The following is a 16,601-nucleotide window of genomic DNA, read 5'->3' as shown; positions in this document are numbered from 1 at the left end:
TTGTTCGAATAACACAAGATGTTGTGGCGTATTTAACGAGAAGCACCCTAATCTTGTATTGATCTGGATCAACTAAAATAGGCTGTAGAGCAAGATCAAATCGATCTTATTGCTCAAGCTCCCATTAGAAAAAGAAACAATGAAAATTGCATTTATTGCGTTTATTTCGCTTGAAATTTTTCAACTACTGGTAGGATAAAGGCTTGCACAAAACTAGCTGAGAAATATTAATGAAATGGACCCCGTTCACTCAATTATCCACTGCAATATTCGTCATGGCAATAAGCCAACCAACTTTGGCTCAGTCGCTCAATATTTCGACGTGGAATATCGAATGGTTAACTACTACTCCGGTTTCCAATGTGGATGAAAGTAAAAGAGACAGGTCCGATTTCAAACATCTTGGTAATTACTTTAATCAACTCTCCCCTGATATTCTAGCTTTTCAAGAAGTAGATAGCGAAGCAGCAATCACAAAGGTCACAGGCGCCGATTATCGAATCGTCATGTCTGATCGGGCTCTTCCATATAACAGCAAGCATCAATTCAGTGATATCAATCAATACACTGGGTTTGCGATAAGAAACAACATCGAATTTAAAAGCGTACCCGATTTAAGGCTAGATACAGGAAACTCTAGCAAGCTCAGGTTTGCTAGTTATGTCATTTTAAACCCTAGTGCTCAGCAACCAATACACATGTTGTCAGTACATTTGAAAGCACGCTGCAACAGTGCCTTTAGAAATAATCGCCATTGTAAAACGCTTAAATCTCAAACCAAGTACCTGAACCAATGGATAAAACAACGAGAATCTCAAGGCCACACCTATCTCATTATGGGAGATTTTAATCACAACCTCTCCTACAAAGGTGACTGGATGTGGGAGCAACTTTCCGCTTCCACACATGCAAACCTATCTACTCGTTACGTCCAACCTAAATGCCGCGTCAAATCCAAACGTAATAAAGGGAAAACACGTACGTATCCATCGGTCATTGACCATATTGTTACCAGTCAACAAATCGCCAGTACCCATTCCACCCAACATCTATTTGACGAAAAAGCCGTTCTTAGCCATCGACTCAGTGATCATTGTGCTGTCTCTGCAAGCGTTTCTTTGAAATAAATAAACGCACCAATTTAGTTTATGCTCATCTTTAAACTAAATTGGTGCGGTTCTGTTGGGTTTAAGTAATCGGTTTATCTAACGTTATACTCTACTCACGGAAGATTGACCCCTCTGAAACGGTATCGATACGTGCTTGGCTATTGTCATTCCGACAAGCATCATCATGATGAACACGACAATCTCCATGCTTCCACTACTCAAGCTTGTAATCGCAGGACCAGGGCAAATCCCAGCAATTCCCCAACCAATTCCGAAAACGGAAGAGCCGACAACTAGCTTACTGTCCACTTTAGTATTCGTAACCAGATCAATAGGGTCGCCATTTACCGCCTGTTTACGGCCTTTTATGAATAACTGGTAAAATGGCGCGAACACCATCAAAGCTCCGCCCATCACAAATGCTAAACTAGGATCCCAATCTCCAGTAATATCTAGAAAACCGATCACTTTAGTTGGGTCGACCATGCCAGAGATAATCATACCTGCGCCAAATAGTATTCCAGCTACTAAACTCACAGCTGATTCAATTATCCATCTATTCATTTACAATACTCCCCACGATTGTTTTACGAACACTGTTAACATCGCTGTTCCCATGAACACTAGTGTTGCAAAGATTGAGCGTTTAGACAGCCTGCCCATCCCAACGATACCGTGCCCACTGGTGCATCCATTCGCTAATCTGGTTCCAAACCCAACCAGTAGCCCCGCAAATGCAAGCACTCCAATATTTGACCCAGCTAGATTAGGGGTTGAGAATCCAAAAGGAGAAACCAAGTAAGCACTAAACAGCATGCCAATAACAAACATTAATCGCCACAAATTACGCTTTGAGGGGGCGGATAATAACCCAGACGCAATACCACTTATTCCAGCCACTTTGCCACTCATCAGCATCAATATCGACGCAGAAATACCCAATAACACTCCACCAAATAATGATGTCCAAGGAATCGAAAACTCCATCACTTCACCTCTAAATTTACTCTGCGCAATAAATGCTGTGTAGACAACTGATCAGTTTTGCTGCTTTTGGATCGGATAACGAATAGAACACTTGTTGAGATTCCTTTCGTGCTTTGATTAATCCATGCTTTCTTAACACTGTGAGGTGCTGTGAAAAAGCCGACTGCGTTAAAGCCGAATTACGCTGCAACTCACCGACTCCGATCTCGCGCTCTGTTAATTGGCACAGCACCAGTAGTCTTTCTGCATGCGCCATGATCTTCAGTAAATCTGTCGCTTCATGAACAACACCATGCATTTTTTCGCTATCTAACATTTCAGTTTGCATAACATCCTTACCATTAACTCTTACTTAATTAGAACTTACTAATAGATTTTAAATTAGTCAACCCTAAATTAGAGAAATCACAATTAGATCAATTAACATTAGACAACTCTAATTAAAGGGATTATGGTAACGTTACTTTTCGAGTGAATGAACAGACAGAGCCTCTTTTACAGTAGCGGCTTGAGGATTAGAGATGACTAAGATAGTAATTATTGGTGGTGTCGCCGGTGGCGCTTCAGCAGCAGCGAGAGCTCGTAGGTTGAGTGAAGAAGCCGAAATCATCATGTTTGAGCGCGGTGAGTTTGTATCATTCGCAAATTGTGGTCTTCCCTACCATATTGGTGGTGATATTGTAGATCGCAGTAAACTTCTACTCCAAACACCAGAAAGCTTTTTAGCTCGGTTCAATGTTGATGTACGCGTAATGAATGAAGTCATCAGTATTAATCGTCATCAAAAAACAGTGACGGTCAGAAACCTGATTGATCAAACTGAGTATGAAGAAAGCTATGATTTCTTATTACTCAGTCCTGGCGCATCGCCTGTCGTTCCGTCGATCAGTGGTATCAATAACCCACTCACTCATTCGCTCAGAAACATCCCTGACATGGATAGAATTCTGCACACCCTTAAGCAAAATAAACCAAAACACGCGACGGTTGTTGGTGGCGGCTTTATCGGCTTAGAAATGGTTGAAGCATTTCATCAACTTGGTATTGAAACATCACTTATCGAAATGTCTGAGCAGGTCATGGCCCCTGTTGACCGCGAAATGGCGGGCTTTGTTCATGATGAAATCAGAAACAAAGGGATAGATTTAAGACTGGGGAAAGCTTTAGAGGCAGTACAACATAATTTGGAAAGTTCGTCTCTTACGCTCACTCTCAACAATGGAAAAGAGCTGGAAACTGGGGTGTTGATCATGGCGATCGGCGTGCGCCCTGAAGTTCATTTAGCACGCGAAGCCGTCCTCCAGATAGGTGAACTTGGCGGGATCTACACCAATAGCACACTGCAAACTAGCGACCCATCTATCTATGCGGTTGGTGATGCAATCGAAGAACAAGATTTCGTGACTCAGTCGTCAACATTAGTACCGCTTGCAGGCCCAGCTAACCGTCAAGGCCGCATGGCTGCTGATAACATGTTAGGACGTACTGAGCATTATCAGGGAACACAAGGCACCGCAATTTGTAAAGTTTTCGACCTTGCTGTGGCATCAACAGGACAAAATGAAAAACAATTGAAACAGAATGGCGTTAGCTACGAAAAGGTCTATGTACACACCGCAAGCCATGCCAGCTATTATCCTGGTGCGGAAACCGTATCGTTCAAAATGCTATTTGATCCGAACTCGGGAAAGATCCTTGGTGCTCAAGCGGTAGGTAAAGACGGCATAGACAAACGTATTGACGTGATGTCAGTGGCGCAGCGAGCAGGTATGACAGTCGAACAACTTCAACATTTAGAGCTGACTTACGCCCCTCCATTTGGCAGTGCAAAAGACGTCATTAACCAGGCAGCCTTCGTAGCCAGTAACATCATTAACGGCGATGCGACTCCAATTCATTTCGATGAAATTGAACAACTCAATGACAATCAAGTTCTTTTAGATGTTAGAAACCGAAGCGAACTGAAAAATGTAGGTTACCTCGAAGGCGCGATTAATATCCCGGTGGATCAGCTAAGACAAAGAATGGACGAACTTCCGAAAGATAAAGAGATCATTATCTACTGCCAAGTGGGCTTGCGAGGTAACGTTGCATACCGTCAACTAGTTAACAATGGCTACAAAGCGCGGAACCTTATAGGCGGATATCGAACCTATAAGTTTGCTAAGGCCTAGCTACAGCCGCGCATTTCAATAAAAAAGCACCCTAACTTGGGTGCTTTCCATTTATTGGTGCTTATTCTTTTCAGCAATCCATTGAGACATATATTTCGTACTTGTCATAGTGTGGTGCTTCAACATTGACCCAGTGAAGTTATCTAACCGGTGCGCAGTAAGGTTTGATTCTATCTGAAGCAAACGTCCCACTAATGACTTGCCAAGAGGCTGTGCGTCATAGCTTTTAGTCAATAATTGATGGCAGCGCTCTTGAGCTTGTAACCAGCGTTCTTCATTAGAATAAAGATCGACAGCTTCTTGGACAAACTGATCGACCGATTCAACCGTTGCACCCGGCCATTCATCAGCGTTTTGCGGTAGCATTCCTTCACTGCCAATAGCGGTAGTAACGCTTGGCGTCTGGACTTTCATTGCATCCAAAAGTTTACCTTTGATCCCCGCGCCAAACCTTAAAGGTGCAAGGCATATTCTTGCTTGCTCAACCACTTCTTGAGCATCTTTTGCCCACCCCTTAATATGAAAACCAATTTTAGGGTTGTGAATCGCCGTTGCTTTGGGTGGTGGATAAGAGCCATAGATATGAAGCTCTGCTTCCGGCAACTGTTTGCGAATTTTTGGCCATATCGTCTGAAGTTGTAGTACCGCATCCCAATTTGGCGCATGTCTGAAGTTTCCAATCGTCATAAAGTGCGAGCGTTCATTAAAGCCTAACGAGGTTTGAGGCACAGCATTTAGGTCGACCATGAATGGAAGATGGTGAATCAAAGAAGAGTCAACGTTAAACTCCTGAACCAACAATTCCATTTCATAGCTAGAGATTATTAACGAAAGATCACAACGTAATATTGCCGCTATTTCGCGCTTAGCAAGGTCACCAAACAGATCGGCTTTGGTCATTTCACGATCCGCTTTAACTGCTTGATGCCTAGCGTTACGCAAGCACTGTAAATCTTCAGTGTCTAGAATCTTAACCGCAGTAGGACAACACTTCTCGACTCGCCAGCCAAATTGTTCTTCCATCATAAATCGGTCAAACATCACCATATCGGGCTGAAGCTCAGTCACGTATTCATCAAAGCTATCACAGTTAAGTTGAATGCTTTGGTTTGTAATGCCTTCGCTTGCCAAATCCACCATATGTTCAGTTTCTTGCGCTGGCGTCGCAAACTCTACTTGCCAGCCCTGACTTTTGAATAAACGTAGAATCGACATCATATGGCTGCCAGCAGCAGATGAATTCGGTTCCGGCCAAACGTAACCAATTGCGAGTATTTTTTTCACTAATTCTTTTCCGTTATTCCAAAAAGAAAGGGACTGAGTCATCCCAGTCCCCTTTCATTCTTTCGATTGCTGTTCAGATTAGAACAATCAATGTATCACTTACAGACGTTGTTTCAGTTGAGCTGCTGGAACATAACCGCCAACTTGATGGCCGTCCATTGTAAAGATTGCCGGAGTGCCCGTCACGCCCAACGTTTTGCCAAGCTCGTAATATTTGGCAACCGTTGCTTCACACGCTTGTAACTCATCAGCGCTCAGTCCCGCCTTTCTTTCAGGCTTTGAGTTCGATACTTTTGTCTGGTGCAGTGCGGCCTTTCTGTCTTCAGCACAATAGGTGTTAACCAACATTTCATAGCCCGGACCTTGAGTTCCTGAACGTGGGAATGGCAAATAATGGATATTTATCATTTGTTCTTGGTATTGATCCATTTCACCATGTAACTTTCGGCAGTAACCACAAGTTGGATCGGAAAAAACAATCACGGTATCTGCGTTCTTCGCATCTTTCGCGTCGTAGGCAATGACATCTTTTTCATCAATCGATGCTAGCAACGGAGCGGCGAACAAAGCATCAAAATCTTGAGTAATATAAGAACCTGATTTTAAGTCTAGAATGCTACCGTTTTGGTGAATTAGTAGTGACTCGATATCTTTCATGTAAGTCATGGTGTAACTCCCGTTACCATCACTTAATTTGAACATGTAGTTATCAGAGTCGCTAAGCTGAACCAAACCGTTAATTGAGATTCCAACAGAAGGCAAATTAAACGCCTCTGTCATTTGTTTCTTAAGCGATGCTGTGATTTGTTTTAATTCAGACTGCTCTGGCGCTTTTAACTCAACGGCTGCATTGGCCGTTAGGCTTAAGCCTGCCAACATTGATATTACAAACTTCTTCATTAGACACTCCAAAAAGTAGCGAGGTTAACCGCTACTTTTTTTATTCTTTTACTGGTTATTAGGGCTATTCTTACAGTGCTCAATCGCGTTAGCTAAAAGCTCCAATGCAGTCTTATCTGTCGGTGGTAGTTCTACATCAGACTCACCCAAAGGTGTTACGCGGTCACCCCATTTAATGTGCCCTGCTCCCCACGTTAGGCCTGCGCCAAACGCAGCGGTAAGAATGTTGGCATTAGGTTTAATAAAACCTTGCTCAACGGCTTCACAAAGTGCGATTGGGACAGTAGCCGCAGACGTATTACCATATTGCTGAATGTTGACAAACGCTTTCTCTCGCTCAATTCCTGCCATGTCACATAACGTTTGGATGATTCGAATATTTGCTTGGTGAGGAATCACAACATCAACATCATCCGTTGATAATGCCGATCGGCTTAACACGGAATGAGCCGCTGCCCCCATGCCTTTCACTGCACGTTTAAAGATCTCTTTACCAACAAAGTTGAAATCCCAGTGACCATTATCCGCAGCGAAACGCTCCATTGACGTTCCGAATTTAGGAATTGCCAGAATATCTCGACCTTCTGCATCGCAGCCGATTTGAGCCTGTTGCAATCCAACTTGGTCTTCAGTACGGCTAACCACTACCGCACCGGCACCATCACCGAATAAAACTGCGGTATCACGCTTGGTCCAATCGATGTAGAAAGACAAACGCTCTGCACCAACAACAATCGCATTACGATAGTTACCAGCTTGAATTAAACGCGTCGCAGTTTCTAAACCATATACAAAACCCGTGCACGCCGCATTTAAATCAAAGGCAGCAGCGCCTTTCACGCCAAGTTCTCGTTGTACTTTTGAAGCAATATTAGGTAGCAATGAATCAGCCGAACAACTTGCGATGATGATCAAATCAATATCTTCAGCTGTTACTCCTGCACATGCCATTGCGCGTTTTGCCGCAACCGTCGCTAGATCAGATGTATTTACATGGCTGATACGGCGGTTCTCAATGCCGGTGCGGCTTTTGATCCATTCATCTGAAGTTTCTAGAAAAGTACTTAAATCATCGTTGGAAAGCGTTGCTGGTGGTAGGCATTTTCCCCAGCCAGTAATCTCGGCATAAAAATTTGTCATTATTAACCTATTTATTGTTTGTTTTTATTTGCGTATCTTAAGGCACAGTTCAATTAGTATAAGCGTTCAGCAGTACTCTCGTAAATCGCGAAGGCATGCTGAAGCAAAATAAAAAGAGAAAGTTATGTCTACATTTAATACCCGCTGTTCATCATGTAATGGTGTAAACCGTGTTCCTTCAGAGCGAATCTCAGAAAGCCCAACCTGTGGTAAGTGCAAAGCCCCACTACTTGACGGCTCTCCAGTTGAAGGGACAGACCTGAACTTTCAAGCGCTGCTAAATAGCGATCAGCCTGTCGTCGTCGATTTTTGGGCGACATGGTGTAATCCATGTGTTGGGTTTGCACCAGTGTTCAGTGATGTGGCCAAAGAGCGTTCAGGAGATGTTCGCTTTGTAAAAATTGATACTGAAGCCCAACAACAGCTTGCTGCACAATACCAGATTCGTAGCATTCCAACGGTGATGGTTTTCAAACAAGGTAAACGCGTCGACATGATAAACGGCGCCCTTCCTAAGTCTCAGTTTGACCAATGGCTCAATCAAGCAATTGCCAAATAAGGCTTAATTGTTCCCCTAGAAAAAGGGGAACCAAAACTGAATCGTGGCGATAAAAAATCGTTATCGTCACGAGCAAAATTATTCGATTTACCCTCTCCTCGATTTCATCCATAGTCGCGCCAATTACTTAATTCCACATTAGTTTTTAGAGCCCACGACATTGGAAAACACACGACCAACAACTCGTATAACTGTACCAGTTATTGCGCTATCCCTATATGCCATTGCCTCAGGCTACCTCATGAGCTCAATCCCGCTCATGCTTCCAGCGTATGGACTGAATAGTGAGCTAGCGAGTTGGTTAGCCAGTGCGTTTTATGCCGGTTTACTTTTGGGCACTATTGCAATTGAGCGCTTTGTTGGACATTTCGGTCATAAGCAAGCGTTTGTTATTTGCCTGAGCGTTTTTATCGCTTCAATCTTAGTATTACCAGCACTGCCAATTGACGAAATTTGGCTTCTAGCACGGCTAGTCGCAGGGATTTCGGTTGCGGGGATTTTTGTGATTGTAGAATCATGGTTACTGGTTGGTGATGAATCGCAGCGTGCTAAGCGACTTGGCATTTACATGTGTGCACTTTATGGCGGCACCGCTTTTGGTCAATTAGGCATTGGCTATTTAGGTATTGAGGGTGGCGTTCCTTTCATTGCGATGTTTACTTTGTTATTTGGCGCAGTGATTGTTTTGCTCTTTGGCAACGCAACATCGCCAGAACTTAGCCATTCGGCTTCTTTATCCTTTAAGCAAGTTATGAAGTTGAACCACAGTGCGCTAATTGGCTGCATCGTGTCAGGGCTAACCTTAGGGGCTATTTACGGGTTAATGCCGATCGAGTTGAGTAACAGACAAGTCATGCAAGATTCTATCGGTGGCTTAATGGCGTTGATCGTTTTAGGCGGAATGGTCGTACAGCCAATCGTACCTTGGTTATCTAAGTACATTGGGCACACGTTGTTGATGGCACTATTTTGTTTGCTAGGTGTAGCCGCCATTGGTTTAATCGCGTTAGTTGGCGAGTTTCATGTTTTAGCGGTAAGTTTGTTCTTACTCGGCATGGCAACATTTGCTCTTTATCCAATTGCGATAAACTTGGGGTGCAATAAGATTGACTTGCAATACCTAGTCTCTGTCACACAAGTCATGTTGTTCTGTTACAGCATTGGCTCAGTCGCAGGGCCACTCATCGCAAGCACATTCATGAATAGCAGCGCAGGATTATTAAATTACTTGTTCGCTTTCTTGCTAGCAACCACCATCTATATGTTGATAGCGAGCTTGAAGCGCTCTAGCCTACAAGTTGCTGGAGAATAATAAGAAGGAGGAGAGCTAAGGCTCTCCTTCTTAATCACTAACTCATCGAATTAAGATACTATTTTACCGAGATTCTTCCTTTTAAACGGATAACCACCACACTCGAAGATACGTCTTGATCATCTTTAGTTACTTCGATTGGCTGAACAATCACGTCAGCTGGGTAAACGAACTCCTTACAGATTAAGTTCACTAACTTACATTCTCCACTCACCCTTTCTTTCAACTCATTGCTCTTATAGAGCCAAGTCGTGACATCAGAAGTTTCTGATGAGAGGTTCGATGTAAATAGCTCTAATGGCTGCCCAATTATAAGTGTTTCACACACACCAAACCATTGCCTAGCCGCTGGGTTTGCGTAACAAATCGTTCCCCGAGTATTGACCGTGATAATGATGTCTCCGATAGCATCCACCAGCACTTGACTGAATTGGTTTTGCTGAGACATTGAGATATAGACTTTCTTAAACTTTTCATACACAAGTGCCAGCTCTTGAGGCAGTAATTCATTTAAATCCAAAGAATCAGAACGATTCGCGAGTTTTGATTCTTGGGACATCAAACCGGTAAGCGTATTCATCGGTTTTATTACTCTTCGAGCAAATGACGCCCACAACAAAACCGTAAGCAGAATCACAAGTAGCGCTGATATGGCGGTCAATACAATAGGATTGAAGTAACGATAACTATGATCATGAAAACGAATGAGAAAGTTAGCTGGCTGAACTCGGCCATCGGTCATTGTCACCTGATATTCCGCTTCATAGCCATTTCGCTTTTCTACCACTTGGTGTAAAGAAACGTTAAAGCCTTGATCGTAACTAACCTGCGTCAAACGTAATCCGGCAGAGGTATAATGAAAGTTAAAGTCCTTACCTAGCTTTTGACTAATCGACATCATGATTTCAGAGTCGACCTCTTTCAATGAGGTTAATAATCCAATGGGTTTTGCATGATTCATGATCAGCGTGCTACTGAACATAAAAATGCGCCCTTCAATAAAATTAGTGCCACGCCTTTCCGTTAGTGGGAATGGTTTATGGTCAAAAGGTTCATGCAGCGCTTTAAGGTCTCTCAAGTATTGGTTGCTCGTCCGTCCAATTGAAGAGACTAGCTTGCCAACCATATTTTGCACGACAACAATATCAGCGCCATCTTCTGTCATTGGAATACTACTCCAATCATTAGGACCTACGTTGTCAGTGACAAGGTTTTGTGCAGTAACTGCATTTCGAGCCAGAATTCTGCTCTGTTGTGTAAGCAAATCAAATTGGTTAGTCATTTGTAACACAGCCAACTTTTTGTAGTCTTCCATTTGGTTTGAGCGCCAATAGTCACGCTCAATACCAACCGCGACGATTATCGAGCACACGCAAATCGCCAACGAGAGAATACAATTCTTCAATATTGTTAGGTTTAAAGATTGGGCTATCGATCTTACTTGTTTCATGCGACTTTTAACTCTTCGCAATATTGAGCGATCTCTTCACCTAAAATCGATAGAGCACGAGCAATGAATTCGATTCGACTTTCACTGTTGATCAAACGCGCACTCGCCGCCTCCGCTTCTAACGCTTTCGCGACCGTCGCTATCGGCTCATTACCCAAGTACAAAGCGCTGCCTTTAATACGATGGGCGGTATCCCTTATCGCGCTCGCATCCTGGGACGCACCAACGGATAACAACTCATCAATATCGTTGAGATAGTTATTCAGAAACGTTTCCAGAATATCTAATGCTATGTCTTGGTCATCTCCACTCATTGCCAGAACGTGCGAAGGCTCAAAACTTTCAGTATCAGGCAAACTAAAGTTTGAGTTGGCTACTTCCTCGCTATTCGCGACATTAATACTTTCAATGCCTGTGATCGGATCTAAATCGAATTCATTATGTTCGCCATGACTGCCTGCAAGCCCGCCATGTTCGAGTTCAGAAAAGAAATCGTCGCTCAACTCACCATCTTCTGCGTCCTGAGCAACCGACAATTCAAATTGTGCTAATTCACTTTCAAATAACGCGACTTCATCCAAGTACGCTTGGTTTTGTTCATCTTCTTTTGAGGAATCACTCGTTACGTTTGATGACGCGGTTTGCGCAATTTCGGCCCCCAAGGTTTCATAAGGTTCGAATTTACCGTTGTCATTTTCGCTGTATTTTTGAGAGAGAGAGAATTGCTTATCATCGAGCTCGATATCGGCGATGTTCTGGTGGATTTCCTTCCAATCAAGCCCATCGTCATTCGGTGGTATTTCCACTTCAAACGTCTTTTCATCTTGTAGAAGCTCGTCTAGCTCAGCATCAGGTTCACTTCGTAAATCGGAGCGTTCCAACCAACTTTCCAAACCCGGTTCTTTCTCATTAACGTCTTCAGAAAGTGAATTCTCGTCTAACCAGTTAAGCAGCTCATTCTCTTGTTCAAAGTCTGATTCTTCTACCATGGTGACATTCGCCGCCTGCAAAAGTTTGTTTTCCAATACGTCAAGTGGGCACGGCTTGGAAATATAGTCATCAAAGCCTGCAGACAGGCAGCGTTTAGCAGCCCCACTTAACGCATCAGCCGTGATAGCAATCATCGCAGGCTTGTTGTCTGCAAATTCAGCGGATATGGTTTTGGCCAAAGTAAAACCATCCATTTCTGGCATGTGGCAATCCGACAAAATCACATCGTAAGTCGGGTTCTCCGAATACTTGTCGTAAGCAATACGTCCATTCTCGGCAATATCAAAATTCACCCCTAAACGTTTCAACTGACCGCCAATCACTTTACGGTTCACTGCATTGTCTTCGGCGAACAATACTTTTAACTTACCTAACTGGTTAACTGTCGGCATCGACCCTAAAGCGTCATCGTGCTTGATCACTTTCTCCGCTTTATCCACCAGCAGCGGTAAGGTGATACTAAATAAGCTGCCATGTCCGATAACGGAAGAAACTCGTATTTCTCCCCCCATCTCTGCGACAATTTCGCTACAGATACTCAAACCTAGCCCCGTTCCTCCAAAGCGACGAGTAATATCACCATCGGCTTGAACAAACGGGTCGAACAAGGTCTCTAACTTATCTTTTGCGATACCAATGCCGCTATCACGCACTTGGAATCCAATTAAGTCGTAATATTGCCCATCAGCATTACGCTTGTAGTCTGAGGCGATTAACTGCGCGCTTAGCTCTACAAACCCATCGTTTGTAAACTTAACGGAGTTAGATACCAAGTTATTCAGTACCTGCATCAAGCGTGTTGAATCACAAAGGTAAGCCTTGTTTAAGCTGCGGTCGATGCGGCTATCGAAACCAACTTCTTTAGCATTCGCTTTGTGCTTAAAGTTACCGACTACACTCGACATTAACGACTCTAAGTCGCAATGCACTTGTTCAAGTGTGAGTTTGCCGGCATCCATCTTTGAAAAGTCGAGCACGTCATTAAGTAGCGCCATCAAGTTTCTGGCTGATCCATTAAGAGTGTGTAGCAGATCTTCTTGTTCATTACTCAGCTGTGTAAACGAAAGTGCTTCTGCCATTCCCAATACACCATTCATTGGCGTTCGTATTTCATGACTCATTCGAGCAAGAAAGTCTGATTTGGCAAGCGTCATCTCTTCCGCTTCTTTTTTCGCTGTTTCGGCTTCGTGAAGTGCTTTCTCTAAGGTAGCTTGGACCTCTTTTCGGTTTGCAAGCTGATAACGATAAAACACAAAGCAAAACAGTAAGAACATGATCAATAACCCGCTAGCAAGCATAATCTTTTTATATAGCTCTCTAACACGTTCTGTTTCTTGGCTAAATACTAAGTGTTCTTTCCATTTAACTTGTAGATCTTGCTGAAAGCTTTCACCTAAGTTGTAAAGCCCTAGGTTCAGCAAACTCACCCATTTACTTTCCGACTTTGGTAATGCAATTCTCGGCCAATACTCATTATCGAGATCTTCCGCTTTGTGTAGATTAAGCGTGTACAGCTTGTGCTTGTTAAGCATGTAGGCACTATTGAGTAGCTTGCCGACATACGCATCTGCACGCCCTTCGGCTACCGCACGCATGGCTTCTTCTGCAGTATCTAAGTAAATAATAGGGTTGATTGGCAGTAACTCAGACAGCAACTCGTTTTCGTAAAGCCCTCTAACCAACGCGAGTCGCTTTCCTTTAAGTTGAGAAATAGCGTAATAGTTTTCTTCACTTGCTATCGCTAATACCGTTCTATCGATATCAGACGTAAAACTCAGGCTGCTTAAACGTTGATCTGTTTTATAAATGCCAGGGAAGATATCTACTTCTTGGTTTTTCACGGCGTCTAAGGCATCTTGAAAAGAAGAATAAGGCTTGGCTTCGAACGTCACTCCGAGCTTCTGACTTAAGTTACGCATAACATCCACGATATAGCCTTCCATGAAGAAGCCTTCAGTAATGAAATACGGTTCTTCACCATCAACAATATAGGCGTAACTCTTAACTGGCTTTTCTGCTAGCAGACGTTCTTGGTGGATATTAATGTTTGGTAAATACGTGCCTGAAAGTGGTCGAAAGCTATTGTCTCGCCTTCCCCCAACGCTTAACCACAACTCTTCAGATTGTTTTGAAGAAATAGAGCGAATACCTGAGTTAACTTTAATCATTAGCTCCGCATCTTCGCGTTTGGTCAGCGCCCTGATCGGTAAACCTTTGATGGCCGTTTTCTGGACATAAAACTCGTCTGCCACTCCCGCTTGATCGAGCTCAACTAGAAAGTTTTTTGGTGACCAAGAATAGACATAATTCAACTGGTCAATTTGATTGAGCAGTTTGTTGGATTGAGTACTGTGAACAGTGACAAGGTTCTTCGGATTGAAATCGGCAGGCAACAGTGTTTTTGGCATGTGCAAACCGACACCTCCTCCTTCAATTGAGTCACCAATCCTTTTCACAAGCACACTCTTTGCTTCGATATATGGCAGGCTGTAGCGCACCCATGACGTCAATTTTGGATTGTGTGTCGTGATCGCTAGTATGTCGAGCTGCTCTAACCCCAATAATTCATACAAAGCGTCATATTCACCAAATTTGAACTCGACCTGGTAACCATACTTTTCTCCCCAGAACTTCCAGTATTCAACCAGGTAACGTCTGATCGTGGCCACATCGGAAGGAGCATCATGGTAGGCCCTATCAGGCTCTGACATAGGTATCCCGACAATTAATGTTTGTATGGAATTAGTATGGCTTGGCTTATCGCTAGGTGAACGCTCTTCATCCACAGTGAAGTCTTCAGTTAGTACCGATGCGTGAGCGGAGAACGCCACTAGGCAACATAATGAGAGAAATATTTGCTTTATGAATTTGAGAGCCATTTGCAATTTATCAACTTACACCAATAGGAATTGCATTCAGTATAATTAATAAATTCGCGCAGTTCTGTTCTTTAGGGAACAGACTTCTGTATATAAATTGTAAATAATAGCCATGATTCAATTTATAGCGATGTTAATCCATGCCATTTAAACATATTGATAATTCACGACCGGTACTGATTGTTGACGACAGCTCCATGTACCGAACGGCTGCGAAAGGAATGCTCCAAAAGCTCGGTTATAAGTCCGAACTGCTTCATTTTGCGCAAGACGCCGCCGAAGCTATTTCCCGTTGCCGAATCAATCAATATGGATTGATCTTCTTTGACTACAACCTTGGAGACAAAGCGAACGGCTTCCAACTGATTGATGAACTGCAAACTCGAGGGTTATTGCCTGCGGATTGTGTCAATATCATTGTGACTGGTGATGCTACCACTGGCGTTGTCCGTGGGTTTATGGAATTAAACCCCGATGGCTACCTGTTAAAACCACTTAACTACTCGACTCTCAAAGAGCGTCTGCCTGGATTCATTAGAAAAAAGCACATTCTGTCAGATCTTCTTGTGAGCTTTGACAAAGGCAATCACCAAGACGTCATCACCAAAGTCGACGAAACCTTTTATCAAGAAGACGACATCATTGTCTTAAGTGAACGTATCAAAGCAGAGTCTATGATGGCCTTAAACCAATTAGATGACGCACGAAACGTTCTGATCAATCTACAAGGCAGCAGTGAGAACGGAAAAGTAACGTTGAATCTCGCTCGAATTGCACTTAAGCAAAGGCAATACAAGCAGGGGTTGTTTCTGTTGAAGTCTTTGCATAAAGACCCGTTCCATGCGGCATCTGCTGCTGAGCTAAGCGCACAAATTAACGTCGCCCAGATTCAATTTGACCGCGCACGCGAAGACATTGATCGCGCCATTAAGATCTCACCTAAGATGATTCAGAGACACCGCCTTAAGGTGTATCTCAACATGGCTCTGTTTGACCTGCCAAACGCAATTACTAGCTGCAAAAACATGATACTGGAGTCTCGTCACTCATTTCGAGAATCCGTCGACATGTACCAACTTGGCGCTCAGCTCGTCCTTGACCAAGCGCAATTTTCACCAAGAGATAAGCGTGCGATCCACCTGTCGACATTGAGTAAATGGGCGGAAAGCTGGCGTGCGAAGTTTCCTAGAGCGCAATACAAGTCATTGGAATTATTGATCTTTGCTCGTGGCAATATATTGCGTGGGGATATCATCAAAGGTCGTCAGCTTTTGCAAGAATACCAAAGCTACACCAAAGAGATCGAAGACTACCAACCTGCGCTTTTAGAGCGAATAGAGTTATCACGCGTTTTTCTACTTTTAGGTAAACAGGATGAATACCAAGCGCTTTCTGAAGTGATTAATATCGAGTTGAAAAGTGATCCCTTCACGACTGAAGATAAAGCATTACTCGCCTACCTTTCCCAGTGGCGAAACAAAGTTCAGAGAATGCGCGAAGCGTCTTTGAAGCTCAAGCAAGATGCGCTGCGCCTTATCGAACAAAAAAACTTCGAGAAAGCATCCACATTACTTGCCAGAGCAATGGATACCCAATACACCGATCTCGATATACCGAAACTACTGATCGGGGTATTAACACGTGCATGGCCACAGAATTGGAGCAAGCGAGATGTCATACATTTAGCGATTCGCTGCAAAGATCAAATGCATGACAGTCCATTTATCCAAAGCAAAGAGTTCGCCAATCAAAGCCGAATTCTTGCCCAGCAGCTCGACTATGCTGACTTAGCCGTACCAACGGGGGTCGCCGCTTAA

At 43.4% G+C, this 16,601-nt stretch carries 13 protein-coding genes; 5 read left to right on the top strand and 8 right to left on the bottom strand.

All coding sequences use genetic code 11. The features are described 5' to 3' along the window. The first annotated feature begins 230 nt into the window (after window positions 1-230). Window positions 231-1,127, top strand: coding sequence for an endonuclease/exonuclease/phosphatase family protein (locus ACHUFI_RS14430; protein ID WP_394250289.1), 897 nt, complete (start codon window positions 231-233; stop codon window positions 1,125-1,127). An 84-nt stretch (window positions 1,128-1,211) separates the two neighbouring features. On the opposite strand, the gene ACHUFI_RS14425 is transcribed toward ACHUFI_RS14430, so the two are convergent. Genes ACHUFI_RS14425 through ACHUFI_RS14415 form a run of 3 tightly spaced genes read right to left on the bottom strand, consistent with a single transcriptional unit; the run spans window position 1,212 to window position 2,424 of the window. Next, window positions 1,212-1,673: a DUF6691 family protein gene (locus ACHUFI_RS14425; protein ID WP_394250287.1), complete on the bottom strand. Its 462-nt coding sequence runs from the start codon at window positions 1,671-1,673 to the stop codon at window positions 1,212-1,214. After that, window positions 1,674-2,096, bottom strand: coding sequence for a YeeE/YedE family protein (locus ACHUFI_RS14420; protein ID WP_394250285.1), 423 nt, complete (start codon window positions 2,094-2,096; stop codon window positions 1,674-1,676). A gap of 16 nt (window positions 2,097-2,112) precedes the next feature. Next, entirely contained in the window at window positions 2,113-2,424 is a 312-nt protein-coding gene (locus ACHUFI_RS14415; RefSeq protein WP_394250283.1) for an ArsR/SmtB family transcription factor, read from the bottom strand. 193 nt (window positions 2,425-2,617) lie between these two features. Here ACHUFI_RS14415 and ACHUFI_RS14410 point away from each other — a divergent pair, with 193 nt between their 5' ends. Further along, on the top strand, window positions 2,618-4,270 hold the full coding sequence (locus ACHUFI_RS14410; protein WP_394250281.1) for an FAD-dependent oxidoreductase: 1,653 nt from the start codon (window positions 2,618-2,620) through the stop codon (window positions 4,268-4,270). A 51-nt stretch (window positions 4,271-4,321) separates the two neighbouring features. Here the strand turns inward: ACHUFI_RS14410 and ACHUFI_RS14405 are convergent, their stop codons facing one another. The 3 genes from ACHUFI_RS14405 to ACHUFI_RS14395 form a co-directional block, all read right to left on the bottom strand. After that, window positions 4,322-5,554: a glycosyltransferase family 4 protein gene (locus ACHUFI_RS14405; RefSeq protein WP_394250506.1), complete on the bottom strand. Its 1,233-nt coding sequence runs from the start codon at window positions 5,552-5,554 to the stop codon at window positions 4,322-4,324. Window positions 5,555-5,653: 99 nt separating this feature from the next. Beyond that, window positions 5,654-6,454: a DsbC family protein gene (locus ACHUFI_RS14400; protein WP_394250279.1), complete on the bottom strand. Its 801-nt coding sequence runs from the start codon at window positions 6,452-6,454 to the stop codon at window positions 5,654-5,656. Between the two features lie 48 nt (window positions 6,455-6,502). Next, on the bottom strand, window positions 6,503-7,594 hold the full coding sequence (locus ACHUFI_RS14395) for a ketoacyl-ACP synthase III (RefSeq protein ID WP_394250277.1): 1,092 nt from the start codon (window positions 7,592-7,594) through the stop codon (window positions 6,503-6,505). Window positions 7,595-7,718: 124 nt separating this feature from the next. On the opposite strand from ACHUFI_RS14395, the gene trxC reads away from it, so the two are divergent. Together trxC and ACHUFI_RS14385 are read left to right on the top strand one after the other, a co-directional pair. Further along, on the top strand, window positions 7,719-8,153 hold the full coding sequence (gene trxC, locus ACHUFI_RS14390; protein WP_394250275.1) for a thioredoxin TrxC: 435 nt from the start codon (window positions 7,719-7,721) through the stop codon (window positions 8,151-8,153). A gap of 160 nt (window positions 8,154-8,313) precedes the next feature. Then, window positions 8,314-9,465 carry an MFS transporter gene (locus ACHUFI_RS14385; RefSeq protein WP_394250274.1) on the top strand — a complete coding sequence of 384 codons (1,152 nt, stop codon included), beginning with the start codon at window positions 8,314-8,316 and terminating at the stop codon, window positions 9,463-9,465. Window positions 9,466-9,523: 58 nt separating this feature from the next. Here ACHUFI_RS14385 and ACHUFI_RS14380 read toward each other — a convergent pair whose 3' ends face one another. Next, on the bottom strand, window positions 9,524-10,915 hold the full coding sequence (locus ACHUFI_RS14380) for a PAS domain-containing protein (protein ID WP_394250272.1): 1,392 nt from the start codon (window positions 10,913-10,915) through the stop codon (window positions 9,524-9,526). Continuing rightward, window positions 10,912-14,736, bottom strand: a complete 3,825-nt coding sequence (locus tag ACHUFI_RS14375) for an ATP-binding protein (protein ID WP_394250270.1) — start codon at window positions 14,734-14,736, stop codon at window positions 10,912-10,914. The genes ACHUFI_RS14380 and ACHUFI_RS14375 overlap by 4 nt, the downstream gene beginning before the upstream one ends. A gap of 188 nt (window positions 14,737-14,924) precedes the next feature. On the opposite strand from ACHUFI_RS14375, the gene ACHUFI_RS14370 reads away from it, so the two are divergent. Next, entirely contained in the window at window positions 14,925-16,601 is a 1,677-nt protein-coding gene (locus ACHUFI_RS14370; RefSeq protein WP_394250268.1) for a response regulator, read from the top strand.

It is taken from the genome of Vibrio profundi (assembly GCF_043642225.1).
Taxonomy (GTDB): domain Bacteria; phylum Pseudomonadota; class Gammaproteobacteria; order Enterobacterales; family Vibrionaceae; genus Vibrio; species Vibrio profundi_A.
This window is presented reverse-complemented; position numbering and strand designations above follow the sequence as displayed.

Coding starts and splice junctions, on each gene's coding strand:
- ACHUFI_RS14430 (WP_394250289.1), top strand. CDS start 231: ATGAAATGGACCCCGTTCACTCAATTATCCACTGCAATATTCGTCATG.
- ACHUFI_RS14425 (WP_394250287.1), bottom strand. CDS start 1,673: ATGAATAGATGGATAATTGAATCAGCTGTGAGTTTAGTAGCTGGAATA.
- ACHUFI_RS14420 (WP_394250285.1), bottom strand. CDS start 2,096: ATGGAGTTTTCGATTCCTTGGACATCATTATTTGGTGGAGTGTTATTG.
- ACHUFI_RS14415 (WP_394250283.1), bottom strand. CDS start 2,424: ATGCAAACTGAAATGTTAGATAGCGAAAAAATGCATGGTGTTGTTCAT.
- ACHUFI_RS14410 (WP_394250281.1), top strand. CDS start 2,618: ATGACTAAGATAGTAATTATTGGTGGTGTCGCCGGTGGCGCTTCAGCA.
- ACHUFI_RS14400 (WP_394250279.1), bottom strand. CDS start 6,454: ATGAAGAAGTTTGTAATATCAATGTTGGCAGGCTTAAGCCTAACGGCC.
- ACHUFI_RS14395 (WP_394250277.1), bottom strand. CDS start 7,594: ATGACAAATTTTTATGCCGAGATTACTGGCTGGGGAAAATGCCTACCA.
- trxC (WP_394250275.1), top strand. CDS start 7,719: ATGTCTACATTTAATACCCGCTGTTCATCATGTAATGGTGTAAACCGT.
- ACHUFI_RS14380 (WP_394250272.1), bottom strand. CDS start 10,915: ATGAAACAAGTAAGATCGATAGCCCAATCTTTAAACCTAACAATATTG.
- ACHUFI_RS14370 (WP_394250268.1), top strand. CDS start 14,925: ATGCCATTTAAACATATTGATAATTCACGACCGGTACTGATTGTTGAC.